This window comes from Microbacterium sp. MEC084, assembly GCF_004514465.2.
Lineage (GTDB): Bacteria > Actinomycetota > Actinomycetes > Actinomycetales > Microbacteriaceae > Microbacterium.
The window spans coordinates 1-15,565 of the sequence record NZ_MYFP02000001.1 but is presented as its reverse complement, the minus strand read 5'-3'; the positions used below and the strand labels follow the sequence as shown (position 1 = coordinate 15,565).

At 72.0% G+C, this 15,565-nt stretch carries 14 protein-coding genes and 2 tRNA genes; 6 read left to right on the top strand and 10 right to left on the bottom strand.

Annotated features, from left to right (window positions below; genetic code table 11):
- Positions 1-28: 28 nt before the first annotated feature.
- The 5 genes from B5M43_RS00085 to B5M43_RS00065 form a co-directional block, all read right to left on the bottom strand.
- Positions 29-1,771: a bifunctional 3'-5' exonuclease/DNA polymerase gene (locus B5M43_RS00085; protein WP_167626741.1), complete on the bottom strand. Its 1,743-nt coding sequence runs from the start codon at positions 1,769-1,771 to the stop codon at positions 29-31.
- 19 nt (positions 1,772-1,790) lie between these two features.
- Positions 1,791-2,273 carry a reverse transcriptase-like protein gene (locus B5M43_RS00080; RefSeq protein ID WP_082542937.1) on the bottom strand — a complete coding sequence of 161 codons (483 nt, stop codon included), beginning with the start codon at positions 2,271-2,273 and terminating at the stop codon, positions 1,791-1,793.
- Entirely contained in the window at positions 2,270-3,037 is a 768-nt protein-coding gene (locus B5M43_RS00075; protein WP_134745125.1) for a zinc ribbon domain-containing protein, read from the bottom strand. Before B5M43_RS00075 ends, B5M43_RS00080 begins: the two co-directional genes overlap by 4 nt.
- Before the next feature lies 1 nt (position 3,038).
- Positions 3,039-3,111 (bottom strand) — tRNA-Val (locus B5M43_RS00070).
- Positions 3,112-3,159: 48 nt separating this feature from the next.
- On the bottom strand, positions 3,160-3,420 hold the full coding sequence (locus B5M43_RS00065) for an MOSC domain-containing protein (RefSeq protein ID WP_230667460.1): 261 nt from the start codon (positions 3,418-3,420) through the stop codon (positions 3,160-3,162).
- 406 nt (positions 3,421-3,826) lie between these two features.
- Between B5M43_RS00065 and aceE the strand changes: the two genes are divergently transcribed.
- From aceE to B5M43_RS00030, 6 genes are all read left to right on the top strand, one after another.
- Positions 3,827-6,553, top strand: coding sequence for a pyruvate dehydrogenase (acetyl-transferring), homodimeric type (gene aceE / locus B5M43_RS00055; protein ID WP_134745127.1), 2,727 nt, complete (start codon positions 3,827-3,829; stop codon positions 6,551-6,553).
- An 8-nt stretch (positions 6,554-6,561) separates the two neighbouring features.
- A complete protein-coding gene (locus tag B5M43_RS00050) occupies positions 6,562-7,785 on the top strand; it encodes a CdaR family transcriptional regulator (protein WP_134745130.1) in 1,224 nt (407 codons plus the stop codon).
- A gap of 85 nt (positions 7,786-7,870) precedes the next feature.
- Positions 7,871-8,782, top strand: a complete 912-nt coding sequence (locus B5M43_RS00045; RefSeq protein WP_055988719.1) for an ACP S-malonyltransferase — start codon at positions 7,871-7,873, stop codon at positions 8,780-8,782.
- Positions 8,783-8,802: 20 nt separating this feature from the next.
- Positions 8,803-9,804, top strand: a complete 1,002-nt coding sequence (locus tag B5M43_RS00040; protein WP_134745132.1) for a beta-ketoacyl-ACP synthase III — start codon at positions 8,803-8,805, stop codon at positions 9,802-9,804.
- A 74-nt stretch (positions 9,805-9,878) separates the two neighbouring features.
- Entirely contained in the window at positions 9,879-10,124 is a 246-nt protein-coding gene (locus B5M43_RS00035; RefSeq protein ID WP_055988721.1) for an acyl carrier protein, read from the top strand.
- A 76-nt stretch (positions 10,125-10,200) separates the two neighbouring features.
- Positions 10,201-11,442 carry a beta-ketoacyl synthase gene (locus tag B5M43_RS00030; protein WP_055988722.1) on the top strand — a complete coding sequence of 414 codons (1,242 nt, stop codon included), beginning with the start codon at positions 10,201-10,203 and terminating at the stop codon, positions 11,440-11,442.
- Between the two features lie 143 nt (positions 11,443-11,585).
- Here B5M43_RS00030 and B5M43_RS00025 read toward each other — a convergent pair whose 3' ends face one another.
- The 5 genes from B5M43_RS00025 to B5M43_RS00005 form a co-directional block, all read right to left on the bottom strand.
- A complete protein-coding gene (locus B5M43_RS00025; protein ID WP_055988723.1) occupies positions 11,586-12,089 on the bottom strand; it encodes a DUF3145 domain-containing protein in 504 nt (167 codons plus the stop codon).
- A 140-nt stretch (positions 12,090-12,229) separates the two neighbouring features.
- On the bottom strand, positions 12,230-13,726 hold the full coding sequence (locus tag B5M43_RS00020; RefSeq protein WP_134745134.1) for a hypothetical protein: 1,497 nt from the start codon (positions 13,724-13,726) through the stop codon (positions 12,230-12,232).
- A gap of 31 nt (positions 13,727-13,757) precedes the next feature.
- Positions 13,758-14,858: a glutamate--cysteine ligase gene (locus tag B5M43_RS00015; RefSeq protein WP_134745136.1), complete on the bottom strand. Its 1,101-nt coding sequence runs from the start codon at positions 14,856-14,858 to the stop codon at positions 13,758-13,760.
- Positions 14,859-15,190: 332 nt separating this feature from the next.
- Positions 15,191-15,268: transfer RNA gene (locus B5M43_RS00010), tRNA-Ile, on the bottom strand.
- Between the two features lie 79 nt (positions 15,269-15,347).
- The coding region (locus B5M43_RS00005) for an IS3 family transposase (protein ID WP_230667458.1) at positions 15,348-15,565 on the bottom strand (218 nt) is incomplete at its 5' end.

The window sequence follows — 15,565 nt, the reverse complement described above, 5'->3', positions numbered from 1 at the left end:
CCGTCTCGCTCGGGCGGCCCCGGTGGCGTCAGTCCTTCGCGGCGCTGCCGGAGATCCGCAGGTCCAGCCGGAAGTCCACGGGGAAGGTCCCGAACAGGAGGCGGCCGGCCGAGGCGGCCGAGGCGCGCATGGCCTCGGCCGCCTCCTCCGCCTGCTCGGCCGGCGCGTGCACGAGGACCTCGTCGTGGAGGAAGAAGGCGATGTGCGCGCGCCGGGCGAACGCCGGCCCGGACCGCGGCGCCGCCCGATCGGTCGCGACCGGGGGCAGCTGCGCGAGGCGCAGGCGCAGGTCGGCGAGCCACGCGAGCGCCCACTCCGCGGCAGTCCCCTGCACCACGAAGTTCCGCGTGAACCGACCGCGGTCGCGCGCGATGCGACGGGCGCGGCTCTCGTCGGCGGCGGATGCGGCGGGCCCGGACGCCCGCTCCTGGGCCGCGCGCCACGCCGCCTCGGGCGGTGGCGACGTGCGGCCGAGCCAGGTGGCGACCACGCCGCCCTCCTCCCCCGTCCGCGCGGCCGCGTCCACGAGCCCCATCGCACGCGGGAAGACCTTGCGCAGCCGTGGCACGAGGCGACCGGAGTCGCCGGTCGTCGCGCCGTACATCGCGCCCAGCACCGCGATCTTCGCCTCGGCGCGCGTCGCGACCGCCCCGCTCGCGACGATGCCCTCGTAGAGGTCGCGGCCTCGTGCGGCGTCGGCCATCCGCTCGTCTCGCGCCATGGCGGCGAGCACGCGCGGCTCGAGCTGCGCGACGTCCGCCCCGACGATGCGCCAGCCCGGATCCGCCCGCAGCGCCCCGCGCAGCTGGCGCGGGAGCTGCAGCGCGCCGCCGCCGGACGACGCCCAGCGCCCGGTGACGACGCCGCCGGGCACGTAGACGGGGCGGAAGCGCCCGTCGTGCACCCACTCGTCGAGCCACGCCCACCCGTTCGCCGTGAGCAGGCGCGCGAGGCGCTTGTACTCGAGCAGGGGCGGGATGGCGGGGTGATCGATCTGGCCGAGCTCCCACTTGCTCGTGGACTCCACGAGGATCCCCGCGTCGTGCAGCGACTTCAGCAGGCGCGGCGGGGAATCGATCGAGACCGTCGGGTCGTCCAGGGCCTCCCGCACCTCCGCCGCGAGACGCGCCATCCGCTCGGGGACGCCGCCCACCCGGCGGGGGCCCAGCACGTCGGCGAGGATGGCGGCGTGGTGCTCCGCGTCCCAGGGAACGCCGGCCACGCGCATCTCGCAGGCGACCAGAGCACCGGCCGACTCCGCGGCCAGCAGGAGGCGCATCCGCCCGGGATCCGCGGCGCGCGCCGCGGCGTCATCCTGGCGCGCGAGCTCCGCCACGATCTCGCGCAGGTCGTCCCGAGGCGGCGCCGACGGCCCCGCCTCGAGGTCGAAGAGGGCCTCCGCGCGGTCCGCCGTCGCGTCGTCGGGTGCATCCCAGGCCGTCGCGGCCCGCAGTTCCGCCGCGCCGGGGACCGCGTCGCGGAGGATCGCGTGACAAAGGCGCAGGTCGTGGCAGCGCCCGACGCGCACGCCGGCCGCGAGCAGTGCGGGGTACCACGCGGCGGTGCTTGACCAGACCCAGCGCACCCCTCGCCCCGAGGCGGCCGCCTCCGACTCGCGCTCGGCGACCCAGGCGGGCAGCTCCGCGGTGGTCAGCGGCCGTCGGCCGCGCTCGCGGTCCCGGTCCAGCGCGATCGCGACGACTCCCCCGCCGGGCGTGCGTCCCAGCGCGATCCGGTCGGCATCCGCCCACGGCGACATGTCCGCGCCCATGGACGCGGTCGCGACCGGATCAGAAGAGGACGTCACCGCCGACCGCGTCCGGCGCCGGCGCCGACGAGTGCGCGTCGAGGTCGCGGCGGAAGCTCGCGCGCGCGTCCATCGACTCGTTGGCCGCCGCGTCGGCGAGCTTGTTCGCGTTGCGCGGCACCCACTCGAACGTGACGGTGCGCCCGCCGATCAGCTCGTGCGCGCGGCGCGCCAGCACCTGCATGTCGGGGTGCTTGATCTTCCAGCGGCCGGTCATCTGCTCGACCACCAGCTTGGAGTCCATGCGCACGTGGATCGCCTTCGGGTCGCGCTCGAGCGCGGCCTGGATGCCCGCGATCATGCCGTTGTACTCGGCGACGTTGTTGGTGGCCACGCCCACGTAGACACCGAGTTCGCTGATGACCTCGCCCGTCGCGGGGTCGATCACGACCGCGCCGCCCGCCGCGACGCCGGGGTTGCCGCGGGATCCGCCGTCGGCCTCGACGATGAGCGCCCCCGCGCTCACTCGGCGCCCTCCGTGAACCGCACGCCGCCCGGGGTGAGGCCGGACTCCGCCGTCCGCACCGCGATCGTGCCGCACTCGGGGCAGTGCGCGACCTCGTCGGCGGGGGTGTCGCGCAGCTTCTGCAGATCGCTCGGCGGCAGCACCATGTTGCACGCGCCGCACATGCCGCGCGTGAACAGGGCCGCGCCGACGCCGCGGGCCGCGATCCGCTCGTACAGCCCGAGCAGGTCCGACGGCAGGCGCCCGGCGACGGCCGCGCGGTCGCGCGTGAGCGACTCGATGTCGCTCGTCGCCTTCGCCACGAGCGCCTTGGCCTCGGCGCTGAGCCGCTGGCCCTCCGACGTCGTCTGGTCCATGAGCGCCTGCTGCTCGGCCAGCGCGGCCTCGGCCTGCTCGAGCTTCTCCATGAGCTCCAGCTCGGCGTCCTCGAGATCGCTGCGGCGGCGGTCGAGGCTCGCGATCTCGTGCTCGAGGCCCTGCGCGTCCTTCGCGCTGGAGGTCGAGGCGAGCCGCTCGGCGTCGCGCGCCCGGCGCGCCGACACGACCTCGACGTCGGCCTCGATGCGCTTGAGCTCGGTCCGCAGGTCGTCGCGAGCGCCGGCGCGCGCGGCCAGCTCGCGGCCGAGCGTCGTGCGCTGCGCGATCAGCTCCTGCACGCGGGCCGCCTGCGGTGGGTTCTTCCGCGCGTGCTCGGCCTGCGCCAGGCGGCGGTCGATGTCGGCGACGTCGAGCAGGAGCAGCTGGTCGGAGGGGTTGGCTTTCATGTGGGCCCTGCCGGGATCGAACCGACGACACCCTGGGTGTAAACCAGGTGCTCTACCAGCTGAGCTAAAGGCCCGTTCCTCGAGTCTACGGGGCGGCCGTGCGCCATCCGCGACGAGGAGAGTCAGCCGAGCCGGACGGGATCCCCGACGCGGATCTCGCCCCCGGCGCCCTCGGGCAGCAGCAGGATGCCGAGCGTCGGCTCGGCCTGCGCGAACTCGCGGGTGAGGATCCGGAGGAGCCCCGCGTCCCGCTCCCCGGTGTCGGGGTTGGCGTGGATGGCGAGGCAGCGTCCGATCGGCCCCTGCACGCGGAAGGCGACCGCGCCGATCGTGACGCGGCCGGCCCAGGACAGCTCCGCCCAGGCATCGGTCCCGCCGATCACGATGTTGGATCGGAACCGCGACCCGCAGGCGCCCCGGCTCCTCGTCGTACGTCACGTGCAGGCGCGCGAGCGAGGGGAAGTCCATGAGCGCGAGGCCGCGGCTCTTGGGCCAGTGGTCCAGGCCGTCACGGTCCTCCGGCGTCGCGGCGTCGGCGAACCGGAACGCGAGCACGCGGTCCCCCACCACCCGGCCGTCCGGCCCGACGACCAGCGATTCGCGGCGCTCGGGCGTGAACCCCTTGACAGGATGGCGGTACAGGGACTGCACGAATTGCACGCTTCCATCCTGCCTCTCCGCGTGGGGCTAGGCTGATGGGCGATCACGCGTGCGCACCCGACCCGTCGGCGCACGCGCAGGCACGTTTTCGCGAGGCACGACCTGCCCCGCTCGACGAAAGGGCATCCGGTGGCTGTTCACGACCAGGATCCGTACTCGCAGGGACCCCTCGACAGCGATCCCGAAGAGACCAGCGAGTGGCAGCAGTCACTGGATGAGCTCGTCGACGCGAAGGGGCACCAGCGCGGTCGCGAGATCATGCTGAGCCTCCTCAAGCGCTCGAAGGACCTGCACCTCGGCGTCCCGATGGTGCCGACCACGGACTACGTCAACACCATCGCGCCCGAGGACGAGCCCGAGTTCCCCGGCGACGAGGAGCTCGAGCGCCGCTACCGCTCGTGGATCCGCTGGAACGCGGCCCTCACCGTGCACCGCGCGCAGCGCCCCGGCATCGGCGTCGGCGGCCACATCTCGACCTACGCGTCGTCGGCGTCGCTGTACGAGGTCGGCTTCAACCACTTCTTCCGCGGCCAGGACCACCCCTCCGGCGGCGACCAGATCTTCATCCAGGGTCACGCCTCCCCCGGCACCTACGCCCGCGCGTTCCTCGAGGGCCGCCTGTCCGAGGGCCAGCTCGACGGCTTCCGCCAGGAGAAGTCGGCCGGCGCGAACGGCCTGTCGTCGTACCCGCACCCGCGCCTCATGCCGGAGTTCTGGCAGTTCCCCACGGTGTCGATGGGCCTCGGCCCGATCAACGCGATCTACCAGGCGCTCACCAACAAGTACCTCACCGACCGCGGCATCAAGGACGTCTCCGACAGCCGCGTGTGGGCGTTCCTCGGCGACGGCGAGATGGACGAGGTCGAGAGCCGCGGCCAGCTGCAGGTCGCCGCGAACGAGGGCCTCGACAACCTGACGTTCGTGGTCAACTGCAACCTGCAGCGCCTCGACGGCCCCGTGCGCGGCAACGGCAAGATCGTGCAGGAGCTCGAGAGCTTCTTCCGCGGCGCCGGCTGGAACGTCATCAAGGTCATCTGGGGCCGCGAGTGGGACGACCTGCTCGCCCGCGACACCGAGGGCGCGCTGCTCAACCTGATGAACAGCACGCCGGACGGCGACTTCCAGACCTACAAGGCCGAGTCGGGCGCCTACGTGCGCGAGAACTTCTTCGGCCGCGACCCGCGCGCGCTCGAGCTCGTCAAGGACTACACGGACGAGCAGATCTGGGGCCTGCGCCGCGGCGGTCACGACTACCGCAAGGTGTACGCGGCGTTCAAGGCCGCCATGGAGCACAAGGGCCAGCCGACCGTCATCCTCGCCCACACCATCAAGGGCTACGGCCTCGGGCCGCACTTCGAGGGCCGCAACGCGACCCACCAGATGAAGAAGATGACGCTGGACGACCTCAAGCTGTTCCGCGACACCATGCACATCCCGGTGACCGACAAGCAGCTGGAGGAGAACCCCTACCAGCCGCCGTACTACCACCCGGGTGAGAACGACGAGACGATCCAGTACATGCTGGAGCGCCGTCGTCAGCTGGGCGGCTTCCTGCCCGAGCGCCGCAGCAAGTACACGCAGATCCCGCTGCCGCAGGACAAGGACTACGCGCTGCTGAAGAAGGGCTCCGGCACGCAGGAGGTCGCCACCACGATGACGTTCGTGCGTCTCGTGAAGGACCTGCTCAAGGTCGACGGCTTCGGCAACCGCATCGTCCCGGTCATCCCGGATGAGGCGCGCACGTTCGGCATGGACTCGTACTTCCCGACCGCGAAGATCTACAACCCGCACGGCCAGAACTACACGTCGGTCGACCGCGAGCTGCTCCTGGCCTACAAGGAGAGCCCGCAGGGCCAGATCATCCACGTCGGCATCAACGAGGCCGGCGCCCTCGCGGCCTTCACGGGCACCGGCACGTCGTACGCCACGCACGGCGAGCCCCTGATCCCGATCTACATCTTCTATTCGATGTTCGGCTTCCAGCGCACGGGCGACGCCCAGTGGGCGGCGGGCGACCAGATGGCGCGCGGCTTCATCATCGGCGCGACCGCCGGCCGCACCACCCTGACGGGCGAGGGCCTGCAGCACGCCGACGGCCACTCGCACCTGCTCGCGGCCACCAACCCCGCGACGGTCTCGTACGACCCCGCCTACGGCTACGAGATCGCGCACATCGTGCGCTCGGGCATCGAGCGGATGTACGGCGGCCAGCACGAGGACCCGGACGTGATGTACTACATCACCGTCTACAACGAGCCGATCGTGATGCCGGCCGAGCCGGAGAACGTGGACGTCGACGGCATCGTCCGCGGCATCCACCGCATCTCGGAGGGCCAGGGCGACGGTCCGCGCGTGCAGCTGCTCGCGTCGGGCGTCGGCGTGCCGTGGGCGCTCGAGGCGCAGGAGCTGCTCAAGAACGACTGGGGCGTGATCGCCGACGTGTGGTCCGTCACCAGCTGGACCGAGCTGCGCCGCGACGGCCTCGCGGTCGACGAGCACAACTTCCTGCACCCGGAGGCCGAGCCGAAGACCGCGTACATCACGGAGAAGCTGCGCGGCGCCGAGGGGCCCGTGATCGCGGTCAGCGACTTCATGCACGCCGTGCAGGATCAGATCCGCCCGTGGGTTCCGCAGCGCTACCTGACGCTCGGCGCCGACGGCTTCGGCTTCTCGGACACCCGCGCCGCGGCCCGTCGCTTCTTCAAGATCGACGGCCCGTCGATGGCGGTCCGCGCGCTCCAGGGTCTCGCCGACGAGGGCAAGGTCGACCGCTCGGTCATCGGCCAGGCCATCGAGAAGTACCGCCTCCACGACGTCAACGCCGGCACGTCCGGCAACGCCGGCGGGGAGAGCTGAGCGCGGTCGTGGCGAACGCTCAGGACGCCACGCCCCCGCTCGACAAGACCGCGACGCTGGCATGGCTGCGCCGGATCTCCGGGGATCTGGCGACGGCCACCACGACGCGGCTCGAGCAGTCGCTGTCGTGGTACTCCGACATGCCGCCTGCGCGACGATCGGCCGTCGGCCTCGTCGCGCAGGCGGGCATCACGTCGTTCATCCAGTGGTACGACGACCCGACGTCCACCCCGTGGATCGCGGCGGACATCTTCGCGGCCGCGCCGCGTGAGCTGCTGCGCAGCGTCAGCCTCCAGCAGACGCTGCAGCTGATCCGGATCACGGTGGAGGTCGTCGAGGAGCGGGTCGCGTCCAAGAGCGATGACCTGCGCGAGGCGATCCTGCTGTACTCGCGCGAGGTCGCGTTCACCGCGGCGGACGTGTACGCGCGCGCCGCCGAGTCCCGCGGGCTGTGGGACGCGCGCCTCGAGGCGCTCGTCGTGGACTCGATCCTGACGGGCGAGGCCGACGAGGAGCTGCCGAGCCGCATCGCGGCGCTCGGGTGGCACGGCCACGGCGAGGTCTGCGTGCTCGTGGGTACGGCCCCGCAGCTGTTCGACGTCGACCAGGTGCGCCGCACGGCGCGCAAGCTGGGCGTCGACGTGCTGGTGGGCGTGCAGGGATCCCGGCTCGTCGTCGTGATCGGCCGGGCGCAGCCCGCCGGCGAGGAGCCCGACGCGGACTGCATGCCGTTCAGCGAGATCGCCGCGCACCTGGAGCCGTCGTTCGGCGAGGGCTACCTCGTGCTGGGACCGACCGTCCCCGCGCTGGTCGACGCGAGCCAGAGCGCCCGGGCGGCGCTCGCGGGCTTCGCCGTCGCGCGCGGCTGGCGCCACGCGCCCCGGCCCGTCGAGGCGGACGACCTGCTGCCCGAGCGCGCCCTCGCGGGCGACCCGGTCGCCAAGCAGACGCTCGTCGACCGCATCTACCGCCCGCTCGCGGCGCACTCCACGGATCTCGTCACGACGCTGTGGAGCTACCTCGACAACGGACGGTCGCTCGAGGCAACGGCGCGGGAGCTCTTCGTCCACCCGAACACCGTGCGCTACCGCCTCAAGCGCGTCAGCGACGTGATCGGATGGGACGCCACGGGACCGCGCGAGGCGCTCATCCTGCAGACCGCGCTGATCCTCGGGTCGATCGGATCGGCCGACGCCGGCCGGCGCCGCGCCGCGGTCCGCCGCCCGCGCTGATCGTTACACGACACATACAACTGTTCGCGGGAATCTTGTGAGGCCCCCGCCAGCGGTCGCCCGTGAAGGTTGGCAGACTGGTCGGGTGATCGTCGTCGTCTGCCCTGGACAGGGCTCGCAGACCCCTGGCTTCCTCTCCCCCTGGCTCGAGCTGGACGGCGCCCGCGAGCGCCTCGCCGCGTTCTCCGAGGCCGCCGGCGTGGACCTCGTCGCGCACGGCACGGAATCGGACGCGGACACCATCCGCGACACCCGCATCGCGCAGCCGCTCATCGTCGCGGCCAGCGTGCTGGCGTGGGAGCAGCTGACCGCGAGCGGCGCCCGCCCGGACGGCGTCGCCGGACACTCGGTCGGCGAGGTCGCCGCGCTCGTAGCCGCCGGCGTGATCGATGCCGAGTCCGGCATGCGACTGGTGGGCGTGCGCGGCCGCGCGATGGCCGACGCCGCGGCGCAGGTCGAGACCGGCATGAGCGCGGTCGTCGGCGGCGACGAGGCCGAGGTCCTCCAGGCGATCGCAGACAACGGCCTCACCCCCGCGAACTACAACGGCGCCGGCCAGATCGTCGCGGCGGGCGAGCTGCCCGGCCTCGCGGCGCTCGCGGAGAACGCCCCTCGCGGCAGCCGCGTCATCCCGCTCCAGGTCGCCGGCGCGTTCCACACGCGTTTCATGGCGCCGGCCAAGGACGCCCTGCAGGCGGCGGTCGACGCGATCGAGGACATCGCCGACCCCGCCCTGCGCCTGTGGACCAACAGCGACGGCGGCACGGTGGGCTTCGGCCCGCGCGCGCTCGAGCTGATCGTGCACCAGGTCGCGGCGCCCGTGCGCTGGGACCTCTGCATGGCGTCGTTCGCGGACCGGGGCATCACCGGCCTGATCGAGCTCGCGCCCGCCGGCGCGCTCACGGGGCTCGCCAAGCGCGGCCTGCGTGGCGTGCCCACGGTGGCCGTGAAGACGCCGGACGACCTCGCGGCAGCCCTCGAGCTGCTCGCGGCCTGAAGAAGAACGGATAACGCAGGATGACCGTCACGCTCAAGGAGGCCGTCGGGGCCCCGCACTCCCGCATCTACGCTCTCGGGGCCGCGCGCGGCGAGAACGCCGTGCCCAACGAGGACCTGATCGGACCGATCGACTCGAGCGACGAGTGGATCCGCCAGCGCACCGGCATCGTCACGCGCGTCCGCGCCACGGCCGAGACCGACGCGATCGACCTCGCCAGCGCGGCCGCGCAGCAGGCGATCGAGCGCGCGGGCGTCGACCCGGCCGAGGTCGACCTCGTCATCGTCGCGACCATCAGCAACCCGAAGCAGACGCCCTCGGTGTCGGCGATCGTCGCGGACCGCGTGGGCGCCAACCCCGCCGCGGCATACGACGTCAACGCCGCGTGCGCCGGCTACTGCTACAGCATCGCGCAGGCCGACGCGCTCATCCGCGCGGGCGCCGCCCGCTACGCGCTGGTCGTCGGCGCCGAGAAGCTCAGCGACATCGTCGACCCGGCCGACCGCAGCATCTCGTTCCTGCTGGGCGACGGCGCGGGCGCCGCGCTGCTCGGCCCGAGCGACACCCCCGGCGTGTCGGCCTCGATCTGGGGCTCGGACGGCTCGAAGGCCGGTGCCGTGGGCATGAACCACACGCTCACGGAGTTCCGCGACGGCGTGTCGGAGTGGCCCACGCTGCGCCAGGAGGGCCAGACCGTCTTCCGCTGGGCCGTCTGGGAGATGGCCAAGGTCGCCAAGCAGGCGCTCGAGGCCGCCGGCGTGCAGCCGGAGGACCTGGCCGCGTTCATCCCCCACCAGGCGAACATGCGCATCATCGACGAGTTCGCGAAGCAGCTCGGGCTGCCGGACACCGTCAAGATCGCGCGGGACATCGAGACGACGGGCAACACGTCGGCCGCATCGATCCCCCTCGCCACCCACCGGCTGCTCGAGGAGAACCCCGAGCTCAGCGGCGGGCTCGCCCTCCAGATCGGCTTCGGCGCCGGCCTCGTCTTCGCGGCGCAGGTCGTCGTCCTCCCGTGACGGCGCGCGCCGCGACCCTAGACTGAACCACGGTTCCGTCGTCCGATAACCCGAGAAACCCTAGGAGAAACCCCATGGCATACACCAGCGACGAGGTCCTCGCCGGCCTGGCCGAGCTGATCACCGACGAGACGGGCATCGCCGCCGAGGAGGTCGCGCTCGAGAAGTCGTTCACCGACGACCTCGACATCGACTCCATCTCGATGATGACGATCGTCGTGAACGCCGAGGAGAAGTTCGGCGTCACGATCCCCGACGACGAGGTCAAGAACCTCAAGACGGTGAAGGACGCCGTCGACTTCATCACGTCGAACCAGTGAGTCGTGGGGTGCCGCATCGCCGCTCGGCGGTGCGGCACCCGCGTCCGCATCACCTAACGGAGTACGAGGAACCAGCATGACCAAGAGCATCGTGGTCACCGGCATCGGAGCGACCTCCGCCCTGGGCGGCACCGCCCCCGAGAACTGGCGCAACCTGCTCGACGGCGTCTCGGGCGCGCGCGCCCTCGAGCACGAGTGGGTCAAGACCTACGACCTGCCCGTGACGTTCGCCGCCGAGGCGTCCGTCCGGCCGGAGGAGGTGCTCGAGCGCCCCGTCGCGAAGCGCCTGGACAAGTCCGCGCAGTTCGCGCTGATCGCGGCCATGGAGGCGTGGGCCGACGCCGGCTCCCCCGAGGTCGAGCCCGAGCGGCTCGGCGTCGACTTCGCGACCGGCATCGGCGGCGTCTGGACGCTGCTGGACGCGTGGGACACGCTGCGCGAGAAGGGCCCGCGCCGCGTCATGCCGATGACCGTGCCGATGCTCATGCCGAACGCGGCGGCCGGAAACCTCTCCCTTCACTTCAACGCACGTGCCTTCGCGCGCACGGTCGCGTCGGCCTGCGCCTCGAGCGTCGAGTCGATCGCGAGCGCGTACGAGCACCTGCAGCTCGGCCTCGCCGACGTGGTGATCGCCGGTGGTGCCGAGTCGGCGATCCACCCCATCACCATCGCGTCCTTCGCGTCGATGCAGGCGCTGTCGCGCCGCAACGACTCCCCCGAGACCGCCTCGCGGCCGTTCTCCGTGGACCGCGACGGCTTCGTCATGGGCGAGGGTGCGGCCGTGCTCATCCTCGAGACGGAGGAGCACGCCGTCGCCCGCGGCGCGGAGATCTATGCGCGCCTGGTGGGATCGGCCGTCACAGCCGACGCGCACCACATCACCGCCAACGACCCGAGCGGCGCCGGCGCGGCCCGTGCCGTGCGCCAGGCGCTCGAGCAGGCGGGACGCTCCGCCGACGATGTCACCCACATCAACGCGCACGCGACGTCGACCCCGGTCGGCGACCCGTCCGAGTACAAGGCCCTGCAGGCCGTCTTCGGCGACCGCGTGCACGACATCCCCGTGTCTGCCACCAAGGCGTCGACCGGCCACCTGCTCGGCGGCACGGGCGCGATCGAGTCGGTGTTCACGATCCTCGCGCTGCGCGATCGCGTCGCTCCCCCGACGATCAACCTCGTCGATCAGGACCCGGAGATCCCGCTCAAGGCGTCGAGCAGCCCGCAGCCGCTCGGCGACGGCCCGCAGCTGGCGATCTGCAACTCGTTCGGCTTCGGCGGCCACAACGCCGTCGCGGCGTTCGCGTCGTACGACGACTGAGTCGTCGCGCCCCGTGGCGCACACGAAAGAGGCCCCTGGTTCTCCAGGGGCCTCTTTCCCGTCTCCGGAGTGACGCCTTCTCACCCGCCGGGAATGCTCACCGACAGCCGGTACCGACGCCGCTCCGTGGTCTCAGGGGCGGTTCATCCCACCTTGTGCAGCCACACGACGGGCGCGTCGTCGCTCGCGTGGCGGAAGGGCTCGAGCTCCTCGTCCCACGCGGAGCCGAGCGCGATGTCGAGCTCGCGCTGCAGCTCGATCGGGTCGCCCGCGGCGAGCTCCATCGCGTAGCGGATCCGGTCCTCGGGCACGACGACATTGCCGGAGGTGTCCATCTGCGCGTAGTGGATGCCGAGGTCGGGAGTGTGCATCCAGCGGCCGCCGTCGCTGCGGGGCGTGGGGTCCTCTGTCACCTCGAAGCGCAGGTGCTCCCAGCCGCGGATGCCCGTGGCCAGGGCCGCGCCGGTGCCGGCGGGGCCCTCCCAGTAGAACTCCGCGCGTCGTGATCCGGACAGCACAGGCTGATCCGCCCACTCGAAGTTCACGGCCCGGCCGAGCGAACGACCGACCGCCCACTCCAGGTGGGGGCACAACGCACGTGGCGCTGAGTGGATGTACACCACTCCGCGCGCCATTGGTGTCGCCATGATCTCTCCGTTTCGTCAGGTGCGTCTTCCCCTACGACCTGACCGGCGGATCCGGCTGACATCTCTTCAGTTCTCCCAGCATTATGACCGGCGCGCCCTCGAATCACAAGCGTGTCATTCGCTCCTCTTCTCCGGCGGTGTCATCCGCCCGGGGTGTAGATCCACACGGCGTCGCTGCGCGTGCCGTCCATGCCGTGCTCGCCGCCCCAGTCCGTGCCGCCGAGCAGCACAAGCCGGTCGCCCGCCCACACTGCGTCGCCGGGCGTGGCCGGGCGGCCGTCGGGCTGCGGCAGCGCCGTCCACGTGCCCTGGCGGTCGTCGAACACGTATCCGTCGGCGACCGAGTACCGTCCGCCCTCGACTCGGTGCAGCCATCCCGAGAACGCCTCGGCGTCGGGCGGGTCCGGAAGGAGGGACCAGACGCCTCCGGGGAGGTCGACGACGCCGCCGTACGGCAGCACCTCGCCGAAGCCGTCCACCTCTCCCCCGTCGGAGCCGCCGAGCGCGGGATCCACCAGCCGCTCGCCGGTCCAGACCCAGCCCTCGGGATGGATGGACCCGGTCGTCGGCAGCTCGCGCCAGGCCTCGGCACCGGGCTCGAGGAGCGCGAGACGCTCGAAGCCTGGCGCGCTCTCGGCGACGTCCGAGATCGGGACGCCCGAGAGCACGACGCCGAAGGGCGTGGAGACCGCGTGCCGCGAGAACGACGACGGGAACGGGTCGTCCGCCAGGGCCGACCAGCTTCGGGCATCGAGGTCGTACGCCTGGTCAGGGCGCTCACCGTGCTCATCGTCGGGCGAGACGAACAGCACCCGTTCGCCGTCGGCGACCGGCATCATGCCGCGCAGGTCGGGAACGTCGCGCAGCTCGGTCCAAGCGTCCTCGGCGAGGTCGTAGACCAGCACGGCGGAGCCCTCGGATGTGCCGACGTTGACGAAGACCTGCCCCGCCGCGAAGGCCGCGTCGGGCACGCGGAGCTCCATCGGTGCCGGCGCGAGCGTTCGCCACGTCCCGCTGTCGGGGTTCAGCGCGGCCCCGTCGGCCGCCCAGCCCTCCATCACGCAGTCCGCGGTCGGCGGGCACGGCGGGCCGACGTAGCCGCCGAGCACGAGCAGCTCCTCCCCCGTCCAGGCTGTGACCGCGTGCTCGCGCGGTTCCAGCGGGAAGTCGTCGGCCTGCGTCCATCCGGCGGCGACGGCCGGGACCTGGAAGATCGCCTCGCGTTCCAGAGCGGACAGCACGGACTGCCACATCGCGCCCTCGGCTCCCACGCCGCACTCCTCCGGGGCATCGGGGATCGGCACCCAACCCCCGCCGCCGAGGATCAGATCGCCGATGCGCACGGTGCCGTGCCCCGGCACGTCCACGCTCTCGCCATCGTCGGCGAGGATCGAGCCGAACGGGAACTGCAGCGGCGTCTCGCGCTCGCCGACTGTCAGGCCCAGGCACCCCCCGTCAAGACGGGTCAGGGTGCCGGTGATGATCGCATCCATCCCCATCGCCGGCTTCGACGGAGCCGCCATCATGATCGACGCGCCCGCGCGCTGGACACCGGATCCGGGGCCGCTCGCGCATCCGGAGACGAGCGCGACGGCCAGCACGCAGGCGGCGGCCGCCAGGAACCGCGATGTCCTCATGACCGAGAGTGTCGCGCGCGGCGCGATCGTCTCAACCGCGCGATTCGCCGATCGTCGCCGCGGCCGCCGCCGCGATCACCGCGTCGATGGATCCCGTCTCCTGGTGCACCGCCCGCAGCCGGTCCGAGCCCGTGCCTCGTCGCAGGATGTCCGCGACGCCGCGCTCCACGAAATCCTCGTCGCCGTTGCGCCGCAGCTCGGGGCGCACGGTGTCGATCATCCGCGCGATCACGTCTCGTGCCGTGCACGGACGCCCGGTCGTGGGATCGACGAGCCGGTCGGTCACGCCGTGCCGGGCGGCCTGCCACGACGCGAGCCGGATCACCGGGGTCGGCACGTCCGGCGGCGGCACGCCGCGCCGCCACTCGTCCGCCGCGTGGTCGACCAGCGCGCGGATGAGGCAGGCCAGCGTGGCGCCGTCCTCGGCCGTGAGGCACACGTCCGCGATGCGCGTCTCGACCGTGTCGTGGCGGTGCGACAGGCGCGCGTCGAAGTAGAGCATGCCCGTGTCGAGGATCGCGCCCGTGTCGACCAGCGCCCGCTCCAGCGCGCGGTACGCCTCGACCGATCCGAACACGTCGTTGGGGCCCGCGGTCGGCCAGTGATGCCACACCACGAACCGGAAGCTCGCGTAGCCCGTGTCCTCGCCCTCGCGGAACGCGGAGTTCGCGGAGAGCGCCAGAAAGAGGGGCAGCCACACGCGGATGCGGTCGAGCACCGCGACGCCCTCATCTGGGCTGTCTATGCCGGTGTGGACATGGAAGCCGCATTCGAGCGTCGCGCGGGCCATGCCCGCGTAGCCATCTTCGATGGCCTTGTACCGCTCCTTCACGGTCACGTGCGGGCGCACGCTCAGCGGCGAGGCAGCCAGGGCGATCGCCCGGCCTCCCTGTTCGCGGGCGAACTCATCGGCCGTGCGACGACCGTCGCACATGCAGTGCAGGAGGTCGACGCGCTCGGTGCAGGGCCGCGAGATGACCTCGATCATCTCCTGCTGCATCTCGGCCTCGAGCGCGAAGCCGCGGATCGGCGCTTCGCCGGCCTTCCGGAGGATCGCGGGGGCGATCGCACGCGGCACCCCGCTGCGCTCATCCACGAGCAGCAGCTCCTCCTCGACGCCGAACGTGCGCATACTCCACCATGCGCACGCCGCGGGCGCCGACAAAAGGCTCTTCCCCGCAGGGCCGCGCTCCGCTATAGACGCAGCGGCCCGCTCATCGGGATGAACCGGACCGAGAACCTGCCGGTCAACAGCTGAGCGGTGTGGTGGGGCGGGTGGGACTCGAACCCACGCATCATCGGGTCCTGTTCCACGCTGTCCCGAGCCCCGGGTAACACTCCGCTCGGCCGCGCTTGCACGCCCACAGTACCGCGAGATACGGAATACAACGCGGACCCGTGGTCCACTAAATGGCGGCGGGACAACCCTCACCAGCTCAAGCTCTGAGGGCGCCGGGCCTCAAGTGGTGGGGCAGGCGGGACTCGAACCCGCGAATCGTTGAGTTATGAGCTCACTGCCTTAACCAGCTTGGCCACTGCCCCCTACCTCGAGCCTAGCGGTGCCGCGTGACTCATCGATCGCCCGCACAGTGAAGCGCCCTGGGTCTGATGGAGACTCGCGCTATTTGATTCCGACCAGCAGTTCGCGGTCGGCTTGGACAGCATAGAACGCGTTCTCGAACTCGACGGGCGGGACGTCGCCGAGGTAGCCATGGAGACGTTGCGCATTGTGCCAGTGCACCCACCCGAGCGTCGCGAGCTCGAGGTCCTCGACGGTCTTCCACGGTCCTTGGCGGGCAGGTCCGCGGACGAGTTCGGTCTTGTAATAGCCGTTCACCG

Excerpts from the sequence above, each read along its gene's own strand:
- B5M43_RS00040 (WP_134745132.1), top strand. The coding sequence starts at position 8,803 with ATGACCGTCACGCTCAAGGAGGCCGTCGGGGCCCCGCACTCCCGCATC.
- B5M43_RS00020 (WP_134745134.1), bottom strand. The coding sequence starts at position 13,726 with ATGAGGACATCGCGGTTCCTGGCGGCCGCCGCCTGCGTGCTGGCCGTC.
- B5M43_RS00075 (WP_134745125.1), bottom strand. The coding sequence starts at position 3,037 with ATGAAAGCCAACCCCTCCGACCAGCTGCTCCTGCTCGACGTCGCCGAC.
- B5M43_RS00025 (WP_055988723.1), bottom strand. The coding sequence starts at position 12,089 with ATGGCGACACCAATGGCGCGCGGAGTGGTGTACATCCACTCAGCGCCA.
- B5M43_RS00030 (WP_055988722.1), top strand. The coding sequence starts at position 10,201 with ATGACCAAGAGCATCGTGGTCACCGGCATCGGAGCGACCTCCGCCCTG.
- B5M43_RS00015 (WP_134745136.1), bottom strand. The coding sequence starts at position 14,858 with ATGCGCACGTTCGGCGTCGAGGAGGAGCTGCTGCTCGTGGATGAGCGC.
- B5M43_RS00035 (WP_055988721.1), top strand. The coding sequence starts at position 9,879 with ATGGCATACACCAGCGACGAGGTCCTCGCCGGCCTGGCCGAGCTGATC.
- B5M43_RS00085 (WP_167626741.1), bottom strand. The coding sequence starts at position 1,771 with ATGGGCGCGGACATGTCGCCGTGGGCGGATGCCGACCGGATCGCGCTG.